17 protein-coding genes are annotated in these 14,763 nt (G+C 64.6%); 7 read left to right on the forward strand and 10 right to left on the reverse strand.

Annotated features, from left to right (window positions below; all coding sequences use genetic code 11):
* Positions 1-258: 258 nt before the first annotated feature.
* From DPM33_RS15330 to DPM33_RS15350, 5 genes are all read right to left on the reverse strand, one after another.
* Positions 259-1,053, reverse strand: a complete 795-nt coding sequence (locus DPM33_RS15330; protein WP_112098274.1) for an inositol monophosphatase family protein — start codon at positions 1,051-1,053, stop codon at positions 259-261.
* 73 nt (positions 1,054-1,126) lie between these two features.
* Positions 1,127-2,125, reverse strand: a complete 999-nt coding sequence (locus DPM33_RS15335) for an LLM class flavin-dependent oxidoreductase (RefSeq protein ID WP_112098275.1) — start codon at positions 2,123-2,125, stop codon at positions 1,127-1,129.
* Between the two features lie 2 nt (positions 2,126-2,127).
* Positions 2,128-2,964, reverse strand: a complete 837-nt coding sequence (locus DPM33_RS15340) for an arylamine N-acetyltransferase family protein (RefSeq protein WP_112098276.1) — start codon at positions 2,962-2,964, stop codon at positions 2,128-2,130.
* A 92-nt stretch (positions 2,965-3,056) separates the two neighbouring features.
* Positions 3,057-4,229 (reverse strand): AI-2E family transporter, encoded by a 1,173-nt coding sequence (locus tag DPM33_RS15345; RefSeq protein ID WP_112098277.1) that lies wholly within the window; start codon positions 4,227-4,229, stop codon positions 3,057-3,059.
* A 183-nt stretch (positions 4,230-4,412) separates the two neighbouring features.
* On the reverse strand, positions 4,413-5,474 hold the full coding sequence (locus DPM33_RS15350; RefSeq protein ID WP_112098278.1) for an LLM class flavin-dependent oxidoreductase: 1,062 nt from the start codon (positions 5,472-5,474) through the stop codon (positions 4,413-4,415).
* 226 nt (positions 5,475-5,700) lie between these two features.
* On the opposite strand from DPM33_RS15350, the gene DPM33_RS15355 reads away from it, so the two are divergent.
* Positions 5,701-6,129 (forward strand): DUF6481 family protein, encoded by a 429-nt coding sequence (locus DPM33_RS15355; protein WP_112098279.1) that lies wholly within the window; start codon positions 5,701-5,703, stop codon positions 6,127-6,129.
* Positions 6,130-6,291: 162 nt separating this feature from the next.
* Here DPM33_RS15355 and sugE read toward each other — a convergent pair whose 3' ends face one another.
* Together sugE and DPM33_RS37430 are read right to left on the reverse strand one after the other, a co-directional pair.
* A complete protein-coding gene (sugE, locus tag DPM33_RS15360) occupies positions 6,292-6,606 on the reverse strand; it encodes a quaternary ammonium compound efflux SMR transporter SugE (RefSeq protein WP_112098370.1) in 315 nt (104 codons plus the stop codon).
* A 197-nt stretch (positions 6,607-6,803) separates the two neighbouring features.
* The gene (locus tag DPM33_RS37430; protein ID WP_095819016.1) at positions 6,804-6,929 is read right to left on the reverse strand and encodes a hypothetical protein; all 126 of its coding nucleotides are present in this window, start codon (positions 6,927-6,929) and stop codon (positions 6,804-6,806) included.
* A gap of 326 nt (positions 6,930-7,255) precedes the next feature.
* On the opposite strand from DPM33_RS37430, the gene DPM33_RS15370 reads away from it, so the two are divergent.
* Complete coding sequence (locus DPM33_RS15370) at positions 7,256-8,215, forward strand: cation diffusion facilitator family transporter (protein WP_112098280.1); 960 nt, start codon at positions 7,256-7,258, stop codon at positions 8,213-8,215.
* 35 nt (positions 8,216-8,250) lie between these two features.
* On the forward strand, positions 8,251-8,655 hold the full coding sequence (locus DPM33_RS15375) for a GFA family protein (RefSeq protein WP_112098281.1): 405 nt from the start codon (positions 8,251-8,253) through the stop codon (positions 8,653-8,655).
* A gap of 1 nt (position 8,656) precedes the next feature.
* Here the strand turns inward: DPM33_RS15375 and DPM33_RS15380 are convergent, their stop codons facing one another.
* Complete coding sequence (locus DPM33_RS15380; protein ID WP_112098371.1) at positions 8,657-9,910, reverse strand: DNA recombination protein RmuC; 1,254 nt, start codon at positions 9,908-9,910, stop codon at positions 8,657-8,659.
* A gap of 104 nt (positions 9,911-10,014) precedes the next feature.
* On the opposite strand from DPM33_RS15380, the gene def reads away from it, so the two are divergent.
* From def to truA, 4 genes are read left to right on the forward strand one after another with little or no spacing between them, the layout of a single operon-like run.
* On the forward strand, positions 10,015-10,545 hold the full coding sequence (gene def / locus DPM33_RS15385; protein WP_112098282.1) for a peptide deformylase: 531 nt from the start codon (positions 10,015-10,017) through the stop codon (positions 10,543-10,545).
* Positions 10,546-10,605: 60 nt separating this feature from the next.
* Entirely contained in the window at positions 10,606-11,541 is a 936-nt protein-coding gene (gene fmt, locus DPM33_RS15390) for a methionyl-tRNA formyltransferase (RefSeq protein WP_112098283.1), read from the forward strand.
* Positions 11,538-12,044 (forward strand): GNAT family N-acetyltransferase, encoded by a 507-nt coding sequence (locus tag DPM33_RS15395; protein WP_112098284.1) that lies wholly within the window; start codon positions 11,538-11,540, stop codon positions 12,042-12,044. The genes fmt and DPM33_RS15395 overlap by 4 nt, the downstream gene beginning before the upstream one ends.
* Positions 12,045-12,068: 24 nt before the next feature.
* A complete protein-coding gene (gene truA / locus DPM33_RS15400) occupies positions 12,069-12,824 on the forward strand; it encodes a tRNA pseudouridine(38-40) synthase TruA (protein ID WP_112098285.1) in 756 nt (251 codons plus the stop codon).
* Positions 12,825-12,833: 9 nt separating this feature from the next.
* Here the strand turns inward: truA and DPM33_RS15405 are convergent, their stop codons facing one another.
* Together DPM33_RS15405 and dapE are read right to left on the reverse strand one after the other, a co-directional pair.
* Complete coding sequence (locus DPM33_RS15405; protein WP_112098286.1) at positions 12,834-13,439, reverse strand: transporter; 606 nt, start codon at positions 13,437-13,439, stop codon at positions 12,834-12,836.
* 2 nt (positions 13,440-13,441) lie between these two features.
* Positions 13,442-14,641, reverse strand: a complete 1,200-nt coding sequence (dapE, locus tag DPM33_RS15410) for a succinyl-diaminopimelate desuccinylase (protein ID WP_112098287.1) — start codon at positions 14,639-14,641, stop codon at positions 13,442-13,444.
* Between the last annotated feature and the right edge of the window lie 122 nt (positions 14,642-14,763).

The following is a 14,763-nucleotide window of genomic DNA, read 5'->3' on the forward strand; positions in this document are numbered from 1 at the left end:
AGGACCCTTCAAAAGGCGTTCCGACGAAAGCCCCTGTTCACAAGAAATCCCGTCCCGGTTCCCGCTTTTAGGGGCCGGACGGCTTGGCGCGTATATAAGAACAGCCGACACGGGGCGCAAGCATTCTGCGCAAGCTGTCTGCGATCCGTGTACACAGTGGGGAAAAGGCCTAAATCGCGCATATCGCAGCGGATTTGCCGTCACGAGCGGCCGGGATCGCCGAATCCGGCGCCGGCAAAAACGTCGCAGCCATCGGGATCAGTCCCGAAAAGCCTGCCGGCAAAGCGTCTGGAGGCTTGGAAACACGTTCCTTCCGCCGGTGATCACCCGGGTCCCTTTGCCGATCACGGTCATGGGGTCCGCCTTGAGCACCGTGCCGCCGGCCTCCTCGACCAGCAGCATGCCGGCGAGACAGTCCCAGGCGTTCATGTGCTCTTCGACATAACCGAGCAGCCGGCCGGAAGCCGCATAGGCAAGCATCAGCGCCCCTGAGGCATTGCGGTAGAAGACGCCGCCCTCCGCCAATATCAGGGTGAGGAGCACGACGACATTCTTGGTCGAGCCGCGGTTGGAGAGCCCGGTCCCGACCGAGCCCTCGGAAAGCGATGCCGCATCGCTGGCCTTGATCGGCTTGCCGTTGAGAAAAGCGCCGCCGCCAAGGCGGCCGTGGAACGTCTCGTCGGTCGAGGGTTCATGGATGACGCCGACAACCGTCTCGCCATCCCGCGCGCAGGCGATCACCACGCACCAGGCGGGAATGCCGCGCACGAAATTGGCGGTGCCGTCGATCGGGTCGATCACCCAGACATGACCCGTCGTTCCGGTGACAGCTGCGTGCTCCTCGCCGACGATGCCGTCGTTCGGATAGGTCGCGGCGACCGCCGCGCGAATGAACAGCTCGACCTCGCGATCGCCTTCGGAGACCAGGTCCTGATGACCCTTGCTCTCGACGGTCAGATTGTCGAGGTCGCGAAAATATTTGAGCCCCAGCTCGCCGGCGCGCCGCGCCAGGTCGATGGCAAAATGCATGCGATCGTCGAGATCATGGGTCACGGAAAAGCTCTCTGTGAGGGAGGGGCACTCCGCCCTTAGCAGAGCAATATGTCAGGCAAAAGCGGCGCTGCGATCAGGCCGCCTTCGACATCGATTTGTGCACGTCGGCGAGGATCTCGAAGGAACGCACGCGCGCCGCGTGATCGAAGCACTGCGCGGTCACCATGAGTTCGTCGGCGCCGGTGCGGCTTATGAAGGCGTCGATGCCCTGGCGCACGGTTTCCGGCGAGCCGACGACGGCGCAGGACAGCGCCTGGGCAAGCATGGTTTTCGCCATTGGGTCGAGATCGCGGTCGTAATTCTCGACCGGTGGCGGCAGTTGCCCGGGCCTGCCGCTGCGCAAATTGACGAAGGCCTGCTGCAGCGAGGTGAACAAAAGCTTCGCCTCGGCGTCGGTCGGCGCGGCAAAGACATTGAGGCCGAGCATCACATAGGGCTTGTCGAGTTGCGCCGACGGCTGGAAGCGCGTGCGGTAGACCTCCAGCGCATGGTCGAGCTCGGCCGGCGCGAAATGCGAGGCGAAAGCGTAGGGCAGGCCAAGAAGCGCCGCGAGCTGCGCGCCGTAGAGGCTGGAGCCGAGGATCCAGACCGGCACGGTCTGGCCTTCGCCGGGTACGGCGCGGATACGCTGGCCTTCCTCGGCCGGCTGGAAATAGCCCATCAGCTCGACCACGTCCTGCGGGAAATTGTCGGTGCTTTCGAGATTGCGGCGCAAGGCCCGCGCCGTCAGCATGTCGGTGCCTGGCGCACGGCCCAGCCCGAGGTCGATGCGTCCTGGAAAAAGCGCCGCCAGCGTGCCGAACTGCTCGGCGATCACCAGCGGCGCATGGTTGGGCAGCATGATGCCGCCGGCGCCGACACGGATCGTCTTGGTGCCGCCGGCGACATGCGCGATCACGACGGATGTTGCGGCGCTGGCGATGCCCGGCATGTTGTGATGCTCGGCCAGCCAGTAGCGCCTGTAGCCCAGACGCTCGGCATGGCGGGCAAGGTCGAGCGAGTTGGCCAGCGACTGCGTGGCGGTGCTGCCTTGCGTGATCGGCGACAGGTCGAGAACCGAAAGGTCCGTCATGGTCAGGTCTCCACGATGCGTTTTTCCCGCAGCCTTGCCTCGAAGGCGGCGCGGTCGGGAATGACGATGGCGAGCTGGTTCTCCAGCACGTCGGCGAGTTCGGGAGCTGTCCCGATCTCGCGCTGCTCGCTGCGGCCCCCGGCATGATGCGTCGACAGCCTGTTGTTACGCAGCGCGTAGCGCCGGTCGGGCAAAGCGAGCGCGGCCACCAGTGTAGACAGGAAATGCGAGCTCGGATGCGTCGACAGGAAATGGCTGGCGACCCGATAGTCGACCTCATAGGCTTGGCTCATGTCGAAGCGGTAAAGCGTGCGCCAATCACCGCCGACATCGGCGCCGCCGATATTGGCCTGCAGGCGAAAATGGTCACCGGTCTCGACGACGCGGAAGGTCTCGTGCGGTGTCTGCTGCTCCAGACCGGATTCCAGCAGCAGCGGCGCCGTCAGCGTCAGGCCGCCGAAGCCGACATCGGCGATGTAGGTGCGGCCGCCGAGTTCGATGCGAAGCAGCATATGGCTGCGCGCGGTGATGGCGTCCTCGGGCTGGCCCCACAGCCCGCGCGCCGCCAGCCCGCCGACCGTGAGGCCCAGCGCCGTCAGCGCATGCATGAAGACCAGATTGTGCTCGAAGCAATAGCCGCCGCGGCCTTGGCGAAAGATCTTGTCCTGCAGCGAGGCGACGTCGAGCCCGACCGAAACGCCCATCAAGGCGTCGACGTTCTCGAACGGGATCGTCTGGGGGTGGGCGGCGTGCAGCGCCTGTAGCGTGGCGAGCGAAGGCCCGCTCGGTCCGCCATGACCGATGCGGGCGAAATAACCATCGAGATCGAAGTCGCTCATTCAGGGGACGGGTCCGGCTTGACCGGTCCGATATAGGCACTGGTCGCCGATGCCGCAAACGATCGGCCAGGACATGGCATTGGGCCAGCGTATCACGCGGCGGACTTGTGATCCTGGTCCGCCGTCTCTTCCTCCAAGGCTGCCATGGACTGCTGCGCCGCGAGGAAGTTCCCGACGGGGCTCAAGCTTTCGAAATGGTCGCAGAACACCTTGATGACGACCAGCAACGGCACCGCCATCAGCGCGCCGACGAAGCCCCATAGCCATGACCAGAAGGCAATGGCGATGAAGATCGCCACCGCGTTGATCTCAAGGCGCCGGCCAACCACCATCGGCGTCACGAACTGCCCTTCGACGATGTCGCACAACACCACGAAGGCCGGCGCCAGCAGCGCATAAGCGATCGTGTCGAAGCTGATCAGCGCGATGACGGCGACGAGAAGCACGGTCATCAGCGCGCCGACATAAGGCAGGAAATTGAGCAGCGCCGCCGCTGCGCCCCAGACCAGCGGATTGGGCATGCCTAGCCCCCACAGACAGAGACCGATCACCGTGCCGAGACCGGCATTGATGAGGGCGACCGTGAGCAGATAGTGCGAGATTTCGCGCTCGACGTCATAGACGACGCGCAACGCTCGCTTCTTCTGGGTCATGCTGGTGAAGGACTGGACGATCTTCTCGTAGAACAGCGTGCCCGAGGCGAGCAGGAACAGCGACAGCACGAAGACGATGGTAATCGAGGTGCCTGCTTCGAGGATGTTGCTGGCGGCCGTGGACAGCATGCCGGATGGCGCCACCGCGACCCGCTGGACGCCTGGCTCCTGCGAGGTCTCGGTCAGCGCTTCCAACTGATGCGCGAGATCCATCACCCGCTCGAGCGGCCGCTTGAAGGGCGCCAGCCGCTCGGTGAGCTGGTGGCCGATCGAATAGCTGTTGTTGATCAGCTCGATGATCGGTCCGCTGAGCAAATAGCCCGCGGCGACGAAGACGAAGATGGAAAGCAACACCAGCAGCGTCGCCGAAAGGACCTCCGGAATGCCGCGTTTGCGCAGGACACGCACGATCGGCGTCAGCGTCAGCGCCAGCAGGAAGGCAAGCATCACCGGCATGAAGAAAGCGCGGGCGAAGTAAAGCGCGGCAGCCGTCATCAGAATGAATATCCCGATCACCAGCGACCGCATCAGGCGCATGTCCGCCCAGGCATCGGCACGCGGATCGGGGCTTTCGGCAACGCTCGCGCCCGAAGCGATCGGTTCGGCCTTCATCGGTTCCCCTAGAGCAATTCCAGGAAGAATGTGAGCGGTTAGGCTCGGCGACCTCGCCGTACCCTTCCGCCCGGAATTGCGTCAAAACAAGGCACCGCAACCGGTGCAATCGACGGGAAAACGTGCCTGCCGCGCCAAGGTTCCGTTAGCCGGCGATCATGGAAGGCCCTCGGCGGCCGCCGCTCAGGCGACCGGCACCGGCGCGGCGGATGCCGCCTTTGCCGTCTCCTTGCGCACGATCGGCGCCACCTTGGTACCGTATAGCTCGATCGCCTTCATGATCTTGGCGTGCGGCATGGTGCCGATGGCCATCTGCAGGAGAAAGCGGTCGTTGTTGAAGATCTCGTGCTGGGCGACGATCTTTTCCGCCACCTGTTCGGGATTGCCGACGAAGAGGGCTCCGCCGGGGCCCCGCGCGTGGTCGAAATGGGCGCGCGAGGTCGGGCCCCAGCCGCGCTCGCGGCCGATCCGGTTCATCACCTCGGCCTGCGGTCCGTAGAAATCGTCGGCCGCCTGCTCGGTCGTCTCGGCAATGAAGCCATGCACGTTGATGCTGGTGGCAAGCGAGGCCGGATCGGTGTCGGCGCGCCGTGCCGCCTCGCGATAGATGTCGAACAGCGGCGAAAAACGTGCCGGCTCACCGCCGATGATGGCCAAGGCCAGCGGCAGGCCGAGCACGCCGGCGCGGGCGGCGGACTGCGGCGTGCCGCCGATGGCGATCCAGACCGGCAGTTTCTCCTGCAACGGACGCGGATAGACGCCGCGGCCGTTGATCGGCGCGCGCAGCTTGCCCTGCCACGTCACCTTCACCTGATCGCGGATGGCGAGCAACAGGTCGAGCTTCTCGGCGAAGAGTTCGTCATAGTCTTCGAGATTGTAGCCGAACAGCGGGAAGGATTCGATGAAGGAGCCGCGCCCGGCCATGATCTCGGCGCGGCCGTTGGACAAAAGGTCGAGCGTCGCGAACTGCTGGAAGACCCGCACCGGATCGTCGGAGGAAAGCACGGTGACCGCGCTGGTGAGGCGGATGCGCTTGGTGCGCTCGGCCGCCGCGGCCAGCGCCACGACCGGCGCCGAGGCGGCATAATCGGGGCGGTGATGTTCGCCGAGGCCGAACACGTCGAGCCCGACCTGGTCGGCCAGCTCGATTTCCTCGATGAGGTTGCGCAGCCGCTCATGCGGGCCGATGGCGCCGGGCCCCGGCTCCGGGCTGACATCGGCGAAAGTGTAGAGACCGAGTTCCATTGGGTTATACCCTGAGATGTTCGCGTGGCGTTGGTTGTCGGCCCTAGAGGTAGCCATCTGCCACTCGGCCCGCCAGAGGCTCGATCTGTGAACAGTGCATCGCGATGCCGAGCCGTATCCTTGCGGCAACAGCGCAGATTTTCATGGCTGGCATACCGTTTTGGCGCTTGAACTCGGCGCTTTCGCGCGTATGTAAGCGTCGCGAATAGACTGCAGGGAAGTGCACTTGGCTATCTACAGGGAAAAAGACATTTTCGAGCGGCGCAATGCCGCGAACGAGGCAAAGAAGGCGCTGCTCGAGCGCTTCAAGGCAAAGCCGGCGGCGGATGATCCCGTTGTGCTGGCGCGCCAGGCCGAACGTAAGGCAATCCTCGAGGCCCGCGCAATCCGCGAAGCGGAAAAGGCCAGGCTGAAGCAGGAAAAGATGGCGCGCGAAGCGGCGGAGAAAGCCGAACGCGAAGCCGCGGCCGAGGCGGCGCGTATCGCCGCCGAAGAGGCCGCTGCTGCCGAAGCCAAAATCCGCGAGGCCGAGGAAGCCGAGCGTATCGCGTTCGACCTTGCCGATGAGGCCGCGCGCAAGGCCAAGCGTGACGCACGCTACGCCGCCCGCAAGGCGCGTGTCGGCCGGACGCCTCCGGGCTTCTCCGCCCGCTAAGTTCGGGTTTGCTGGACAAGCAAATCAGGGTCGCCCAAAGCGGCCCTGAACGCGTTTGTGCCCAGAGCAATTCCAGGAAAAGTGTGAGCGGTTTTCCGTCCGGAATTGCGTCAAAACAAAGAGATGGAGCGGTTCGCCGTTTCCGCGAAACGGTGAAATGCTCTAGGCGACCAGCTTCAGGCCGACGATGCCGCACACGATCAGGCCGATGCAGGCGAGCCGGACGACGGTCGCCGGTTCGCCGAGCAGCCAGATGCCGAGCAGCGCCGTGCCGACGGTGCCGATGCCGGTCCACACCGCGTAGGCCGTGCCGACAGGCAACGCTTTCAGCGCCAGGCCGAGCAGACCGAGGCTGACGACCATCGAGGCGATGGTCAGAAGGGTCGGCAGCGGCTTGGAGAAGCCATCGGTATATTTGAGGCCGATCGCCCAGCCGATCTCGAACAGGCCGGCGAAGAAAAGAAAAATCCAGGACATCGAGAACACTCCGTCATTCCGGCATCGGTTGAGATGCGCGGTGTGGCGGGTCGTCTCGGCCGGTTCTTCGAGGAAGCGAGGTCGTCCTCGCTCCTTTTACATAGGGTGCCCTGTTCCCCGATCAACAAAACACCGGCAGCATTTGTCATGCCGCCGGTTCGAAGTTGCGTTGAGCCGAGTCGACCGAATTCGGCTGCTTACTTTTCCTTGATGCGCATCGCCTTGACCGGCGGCGCCTTCGGAGCCGGAGCCGCTGCGGGCTTCTTGGCGTCCTTCTTCGGCTTGCGGGCTTCCTTGCCCGCCTTCATCGCACCTTTAGCCATGATTCGCTCCTCCGATTGTGGACGCGCAAGTGAAACAAGAGAAACGGCGGACCGCAAGAGGCAGCGTCCTGGCTGCGAAGCCGTCCGGCCGGATGTCAACCGATTTCCCGACGCCACGCCCATTCAAGCACGTTGCGGTGGCTTGAACTTCCGATTGCCTGGCGCATTGTCTGTGAAACATCGCCCGAGTGGGCCTCCAAGCTACGCATGTCGCCCAGAAGTGTGCAGCGGTTCTGGGACAACGACATGCATCAAGACAAAGACCTAAAGCGTGTCGACTGAATCGGTTTCAGCGCGACGCGCTTTAGGGCGCATCGGGAGATCGGATGGCAGGACACAGCGGCTCAAAACGGGTGATCTACGCCGCGCTCGCCGGCAATCTGGCGATCGCGCTCACCAAATTCGCGGCGGCGGCCTTTACCGGTTCGTCCGCCATGCTGTCGGAAGGCGTGCATTCGCTGGTCGACACCGGCAATGGCGGGCTCCTGCTCTACGGCATGCGTCGCGCCGCGCGGCCGCCCGACAGCAGGCATCCGCTCGGCCACGGGCGGGAGATCTATTTCTGGAGCTTCATCGTCGCGCTGCTGGTGTTCGCGCTCGGCGCCGGCGTTTCCTTCTATGAAGGCGTCATCCACATCATGGCGCCCGAACCTGTCGTCAACGCCAAGGTCAACTACATCGTGCTCGGTCTGTCCTTCCTGTTCGAGGGCAGCTCATGGCTGGTGGCGCTCAAGGAGTTTCGCCAGCAGAAGGGCAAGCAAGGCTGGCTGCAGGCCGTGCAATCGAGCAAGGATCCGAGCGTCTACACGGTGCTGTTCGAGGACAGCGCCGCGCTGCTCGGCCTCATCGTCGCCTTCGCCGGTATCTTCTCGGCGCAACTTCTGGAAATGCCGGAACTCGATGGCGTCGGCTCGATCGGCATTGCCGTCATCCTCGGCGCAACCGCAGTCTTCCTGGCGCGCGAGAGCAAGGGCTTGCTGCTGGGCGAGCCCGCCTCGCCCGAAGTGCAAAAGAAAGTGCTGACGATCGCCCAGGAGGATCCGGCCGTCCAGCGGGCGAACGGCATCCTCAGCGTCCATATCGGGCCCGAGGAGATCGTGGCGGGCCTGAGCATCGAATTCGAGGATCATCTCACCGCGCCCGAGATCGAAGCCTGCGTCGAGCGCCTGGAGGCAAGGCTGAAGAAAGAGATGCCGCAAATCTCCAGACTCTTCGTCAAACCGCAAAAGGCTGGCACATGGGAGCAGCGGCGCAAGGCTATCGCCGAGGCTTCGGAGCAGAGCTAAGCTCGACACAACGAACTTTGTGAAGAGGACGACCGATGAAGATCAACGGCGGCTGCCATTGCGGCGCGATCACCTACGAGGCGGAGGTCGATCCGGAAAAGACCTCGATCTGCCACTGCACCGATTGCCAACAACTGACAGGCACCGCGTTCCGCGTCACGGTTCCGGCGCCGGAAGGCGATTACCGGATTACCAGCGGCACGCCCAAGGTCTATATCAAGACCGGGTCGAGCGGCGCCAAACGCGCGCAGGGTTTTTGTGGCGAATGCGGATCGCATCTTTTTGCCACCTCGGTCGGCGACGGGCCGAAGATCTACGGCATCAGGGTAGGCACAGCGAGCCAGCGCGAGGATCTCGTCCCGAGAAAGCAGGTCTGGCACCGCTCGGCGTTGCACTGGTTGCCGGAATTCGAAGGCATGACGACCGTCGAAGGGCAGTAGCCTATTCGCCGTCTTCGACGACCCGGAGCCGCAATTGGCCGGTTTTGGAGTCGGCGACACGCGCGCCGGCTTCCGCCTTGGCGGTGCCGTCGCGCGGCGCCTCGGTCTCACCCTCGGCGAATTCCAGCGCTTCGATCTTCTGGCCGCGCTTGGTGACCTTCGACGTCGACACCAGGATGTCGTCGATGTCCCGCGCGGCCTGGCCGAAATGCGTCTGTAGCCGCCGCACCCGCTCGTCGACCCGGCCCACGTCCTCCATCAGCCGGATGACCTCGCCCTGGATCAGATGCGCCTGCTCGCGCATGCGGGCGTCCTTCAGAATCGCCTGGATGACCTGGATCGACAGCATCAGCAGTGAGGGTGAGACGATGACGACGCGGGCGCGATGCGCTTTCTGCACCACGGCTTCGAAATTCTCATGGATCTCGGCGAACACCGATTCCGACGGCACGAACATGAAGGCTGTGTCCTGCGTCTCGCCCTGCAGCAGGTATTTTTCGGCGATATCGCGGATATGCACCTCGATGTCCCGCCGGAACGCCTGCGCCGCCGCCTTCTGCATGTCGGCGCCCTCGGCGGCACGGATGGCGTTCCAGGCCTCCAGCGGGAACTTGGCGTCGATGGCCAGCATCGGCGCGCCGTTCGGCATCCGCACCAGGCAGTCGGGCCGGCTGCCATTGGAAAGGCTGGCCTGGAAGTCGTAGGCGCCGTGCGGCAGGCCGTCGGCGATGATCGCTTCCATGCGCGACTGGCCGAAGGCGCCGCGCGTCTGTTTGTTGGAGAGGATCGCCTGCAATTGCACGACCTGGCCGGCCAAGGACTGGATGTTGCCTTGCGCGGTGTCGATCACCGCCAGCCGCTCCTGCAGCTTGGCCAGGCTTTCATGCGTCGACTTGGTCTGCTCGGCCATCGTCTGGCCGAGGCGACCGGTCATGGCATCGAGCCGCTGCCCCAGCGACTGGGTAAGCTCGGCCTGCCTTGCGCCGAACACGTCGGCGATCGCACCCATGCGCCCATGCATCTCGGCCTGCGCCTGCAGGACGTCGGCAATGCGCGCCTCGGTGTCGCGGGCATGATCCGCGGCTTCGGCCGCGGCCACCGCCCGCGCCTTGCCCGCGCGCCACAAGGCGACGGCCAGCGCCAGAAACAGCGCCACCAGCAGCATTGCGCCGAAACCCAGCGCCTGGCCGAGCGTGATCGTGGTGGCGCCTAGCCGCGCGATCGGTTGCGAAAGGATGGAGGTCATGTCGTTCATGGCGGGCAGCATAACCGATTCGGTCGCGTGGCACAGATCAAAACGTGAACAGGTCAATTGCGCACCGGTTGACGCTTCTCAAGCGAGGTCTTAGGTGAGACGCCATGTCGATCAAGCCGCTCATCATCCTTCCCGATCCCATCCTGCGCCAGGTTTCTAAGCCGGTGGAGCGCGTCGACGCCGACCTGCGCAAGCTCGCCGACGACATGCTGGAGACCATGTATGACGCGCCGGGCATCGGCCTTGCGGCGATCCAGGTCGGTGAGCCGCGGCGGCTTCTGGTCATCGACCTCGCCAAGGAAGGCGAGCCGCCTGAGCCGCATATCTTCATCAATCCGGAAATCCTCGAAAGCGCCGACCAGCGTTCGGTCTATGAGGAAGGCTGCCTGTCGATCCCCGACTACTACGCCGAGGTCGAGCGTCCGGCTTCCGTGCGGGTGAAATATCTCGACCGTGACGGCAAATTGCAGGAGATGCAGGCGGAGGGCCTGATGGCCACCTGCCTGCAGCACGAGATCGACCATCTCAATGGCGTGCTGTTCATCGACCACATCTCGAAGCTGAAGCGCGACATGGTGGTGCGGAAGTTCAAGAAGCTCGCCAAGGACAAGGCGCCGGGCAAGATGGTGGGCTAAGGGGCCGTTTCGGCCGCGCGAGCACCTGAGCCTACCGCAAGACAGGGATCGCAGGACCTCATGCCGCTTCGCGTCATCTTCATGGGCACGCCGGATTTTTCCGCGCCGACCTTGCGCGCCGTCGCCGAGGCCGGCCACGAGATCGTGGCCGTCTACACGCAGCCGCCGCGAGCCGCCGGCCGGCGCGGGCTGGAATTGACGCCCTCGCCGGTGCAGCGTGAGGCCGAGCGGCTGGGCCTGGAGGTGCGGACGCCGGTGTCGCTGAAAAGCGAGGCCGAGCAGCAGGCTTTTGCCGCCTTGCAGGCCGATGTCGCCGTGGTCGTCGCCTATGGCCTGCTGCTGCCGAAAGCAGTCCTGGAGGCGACAAGGCTCGGCTGTCTCAACGGCCATGCCTCGCTTTTGCCACGCTGGCGTGGTGCTGCTCCGATCCAGCGCGCCATCATGGCCGGCGATGCCGAAACAGGCATGATGGTCATGAAGATGGAAGAGGGTTTGGACACCGGTCCGGTGGCAGTGGTTGAAAATTGCGCCATCGCACCCGATATGACGGCCGGCGAATTGCACGACCGATTGATGAATATAGGCGCGTCCCTGATGGTGGAAGCGCTCGCACAGTTGGGGATAAATTGTCTGACATTTACCCGGCAGGCGACGGAAGGGGTGACCTACGCCCGAAAGATCGATAAATCGGAGACACGCGTAGACTGGACGCGGCCTTCTGGCGAAGTCCACAATCACATTCGCGGCCTCTCGCCCTTTCCGGGCGCGTGGTGCGAGGTCGAAATTGGCGGCCGCATGGAGCGGCTGAAACTGCTTCGCTCGACGCTCTCTGATGGCGTCGGCGAGTCGGGAGGAATTCTCGATGACCGGCTGACGGTCGCCTGCGGGGCAGGCGCGGTCCGGCTGGTCGAAGTTCAACGGGCGGGCGGAAAGCCCGCCGCCGCGCGGGAGTTCTTGCGCGGGGCCAAGATCGAAAAAGGAATGAAACTGACATGAGCATGATGTCGATACGCACGGCGACGCCGCGGGATCGCGAGGCGATCCGCCTCGTCGAAGAGCATGCCTTTGGCCAGCAGGCGGAAGCCGGCCTGGTCGACGCCCTGGTCACCGGCGGCGATGCCGTCGTCGAACTGGTGGCGGAAGAAGACGGCCAGGTCGTCGGCCACATCCTGTTTTCCAGGCTTTACGTGCAGAATGGCGGCAAGCGTTCCGCGGCCGTCGCCCTGGCGCCGCTGGCGGTCGAACCTTCCTTCCACGGCACCGGCATTGGCGGCGCGCTGATCCGCGAGGCGCATGTCCGCCTCAAGGAAGCCGGCGAGACGCTTGCCGTGGTGCTGGGCGATCCGGTCTATTACGGTCGTTTCGGTTACACCCATGCCCGCGCCGCAAGGTTCGAAAGCGAATATCAGGGCGAGGCGCTGCAGGCTCTGGCCTGGGGCGACGCGCCGGAGACTGGCAAGCTGGTCTATGCCACCGCCTTCACCGCGTTGGCCGCCTAGGCGAGCGTGAACTGACCGCAGAACATGCCGCGTTTTCGGCTCGATATCGAATATGACGGCAGCCAGTTCGCCGGCTGGCAGCATCAGGCCGACCAGCCTTCGGTGCAGCAGGCGATCGAGCAGGCGATCGGGAAGTTCTGCGGCGAAGAGGTAAGGTTGCGCGCCGCCGGCCGCACCGATGCCGGCGTGCACGCCACCGCTCAGGTCGCCCATGTCGACCTGGCCAGGGACTGGCCGGGCGACAAGGTGCGTGACGCCGTGAACGCCCATCTGCAGTCGGCCGGCGCGCGCGTCGCCATCCTCAAGGCGGGCGTCGTCGCCGATGGCTTCGACGCCCGCTTTTCCGCCACCGGCCGTCACTATCTCTATCGCATCCTCAATCGCCGCGCCCCTTCGGCACTGGAAAAGGGCAAGGTCTGGTGGGTGCCGAAGCACCTCGACACCGAGGCCATGCATGAGGCGGCCAAGGTGCTGCTCGGCCGGCACGACTTCACCACCTTCCGCTCCACCCAGTGCCAGGCCGAGAGCCCGGTCCGCACGCTTGCGCAGCTGGATGTCAGCCGCGTTGGCGACCTGATCGAGGTTCGCACCTCTGCGCGCTCCTTCCTGCACAACCAGGTGCGCTCGATGGTCGGCTCCTTGCGACGCGTCGGCGACGGCTCCTGGGGCGCCGACGATCTCAAGGCGGCACTGGAAGCGCGAGACCGCGCCGCCTGCGGCCAGGTTGCGCCACCGGATGGGTTGTTTCTCATCGGCGTCGATTATCCAGAAGACTTCTGAAGGGCGGCGTCAGCTCGTCGTGCCGTCCGGGAAGTCGAGGCCGAGCAAGGCCTTCAGTCCGAAGAAGACGATCAATGAAGCGATGAACATGCCGGCGAAAACGGCTGCGCCGACTGCGGCGCCCTTGCCGATCGACGTGTTGGTCATGCGCCACGTCAGCACCAGGGACAGCCCAAAAAACAGATAGGAAATCAGAACGACGACGTCATTCGTCGGCGGCACGAAGAGCCCGACCAGTGCCAATGGGAGCATCAGCCAGGCAATGATCGCTTGCGTCCAGTTGGATGCGACGACGTAGTGGACGAAGCGATCGCCGATGCCGGCGCGCGGGGCAACCAGCGCCAGCGCCAGCAGCGGCAGCACCCAGGAGCCGATGTCGACGGTGGCCAGCCGGATCAACAGGCCGAGCCGTCCGGCGAATGCATTCGGGTCGCCGATTTCATTGGCCAGGCCTACCCAGCCGACGATCAGCGCCGGCGCGGCGACGACGATGGCGAAGAAGGAATTCCAGAAACCGTCGGCCGAAAGGTCGAGCAGGCGCAGCCCGTCGGCCTTGCCGAACATCAGTCGCCAGGCGCCGGCCAGCGAAGCATAGGTTTCGTCCGCCGAGAGCATGGTCACGAAAGGCCTTGTCCGAACCAGTCATCGATGAAGCGTTCGTAGATTTGCGTCAGCGTCTCTAGGTCGGCAAGTGCGACGCGCTCGTCCACCATGTGCATGGTCTTGCCGACCAGCCCGAACTCGACCACCGGGCAATAATCCTTGATGAAGCGGGCGTCCGACGTGCCGCCGGAGGTGGAGAGCGCCGGCGTCTTGCCGACCACCGCCTTGACCGAGCTGCTCAGCGTGTCGATCAGCTTGTCGTCGCGGGTGAGGAAGACATGGCTCGGCCGGTCGCGCCAGACGAGCTCATAGTCGACCGGCGTCTTCTTGCCCGGCCGGTATTTCTTGCGCCCGGCGGCCTGGTCGAGTCGATTGTGGATCTCGGCCTGGACCGATTCCGCGTCCCAGGTGTCGTTGAAGCGGATGTTGAACGTCGCCGTCGCCTTGGCCGGGATGACATTGGTCGCCGGATTGCCGACATCGATCGACGTCACTTCCAGATTGGTCGGCTGGAAATCCTTCGTTCCCTTGTCGAACACCGGATGCAGCAGCGCATCGACCAGGCTGATGAGCCCGCGCACCGGGTTGTCGGCAAGCTGCGGATAGGCGGCATGGCCCTGGCGTCCGTTGACGATCACGCTGCCCGACAGCGAGCCGCGCCGGCCGGTCTTGATCATGTCGCCAAGCGTATCCGGATTGGTCGGTTCGCCGACGATCGAGGCGTCCCACTTCTCGCCCTTGGCCGCCGCCCAGTCGAGCAGCTTGGTGGTGCCATTGATGGCCGGCCCTTCCTCGTCGCCGGTGATCAGCAGCGAAACCGAGCCTTTCGGACCGCCATTCTTCGCGACATGGCGCGCTACGGCAGCGACGAAGCAGGCAATGCCGCCCTTCATGTCGACGGCGCCGCGGCCATACATCTGGCCATCGGCGATTTCGGCGGCGAAAGGCGGATGCGTCCACGCCGCCTCGTCACCCACCGGCACGACGTCGGTGTGGCCGGCAAACATCAGATGCGGGCCATTGCCCGATCGTCGCGCATAGAGGTTTTCGATGTCCGGCGTGCCACCTTCCGAGAAGACTGGACGTTGGACCGAGAAGCCGAGCGGCTTCAGCATACCCTCCAGAGCTCCAAGCGCGCCGCCTTCGGCGGGTGTCACGGAAGGGCAGCGGATCAGGGCGGCGAGGTTCTGGGCGGGGTCGGTCGGCAATGTCATGGGCAAAGCGATAGTCGAAAGCGTTTGTCGTGTCACGGTGGCAGATGATCGCCGGTCATGCCGCCGACAATATGGTTTTCGTGGGGTATAGTTGCATGTCGCCCAGAAGTGTACGGCGGTTC

The sequence above is a fragment of the Mesorhizobium hawassense genome (assembly GCF_003289945.1).
Classification (GTDB): Bacteria; Pseudomonadota; Alphaproteobacteria; order Rhizobiales; family Rhizobiaceae; genus Mesorhizobium; species Mesorhizobium hawassense.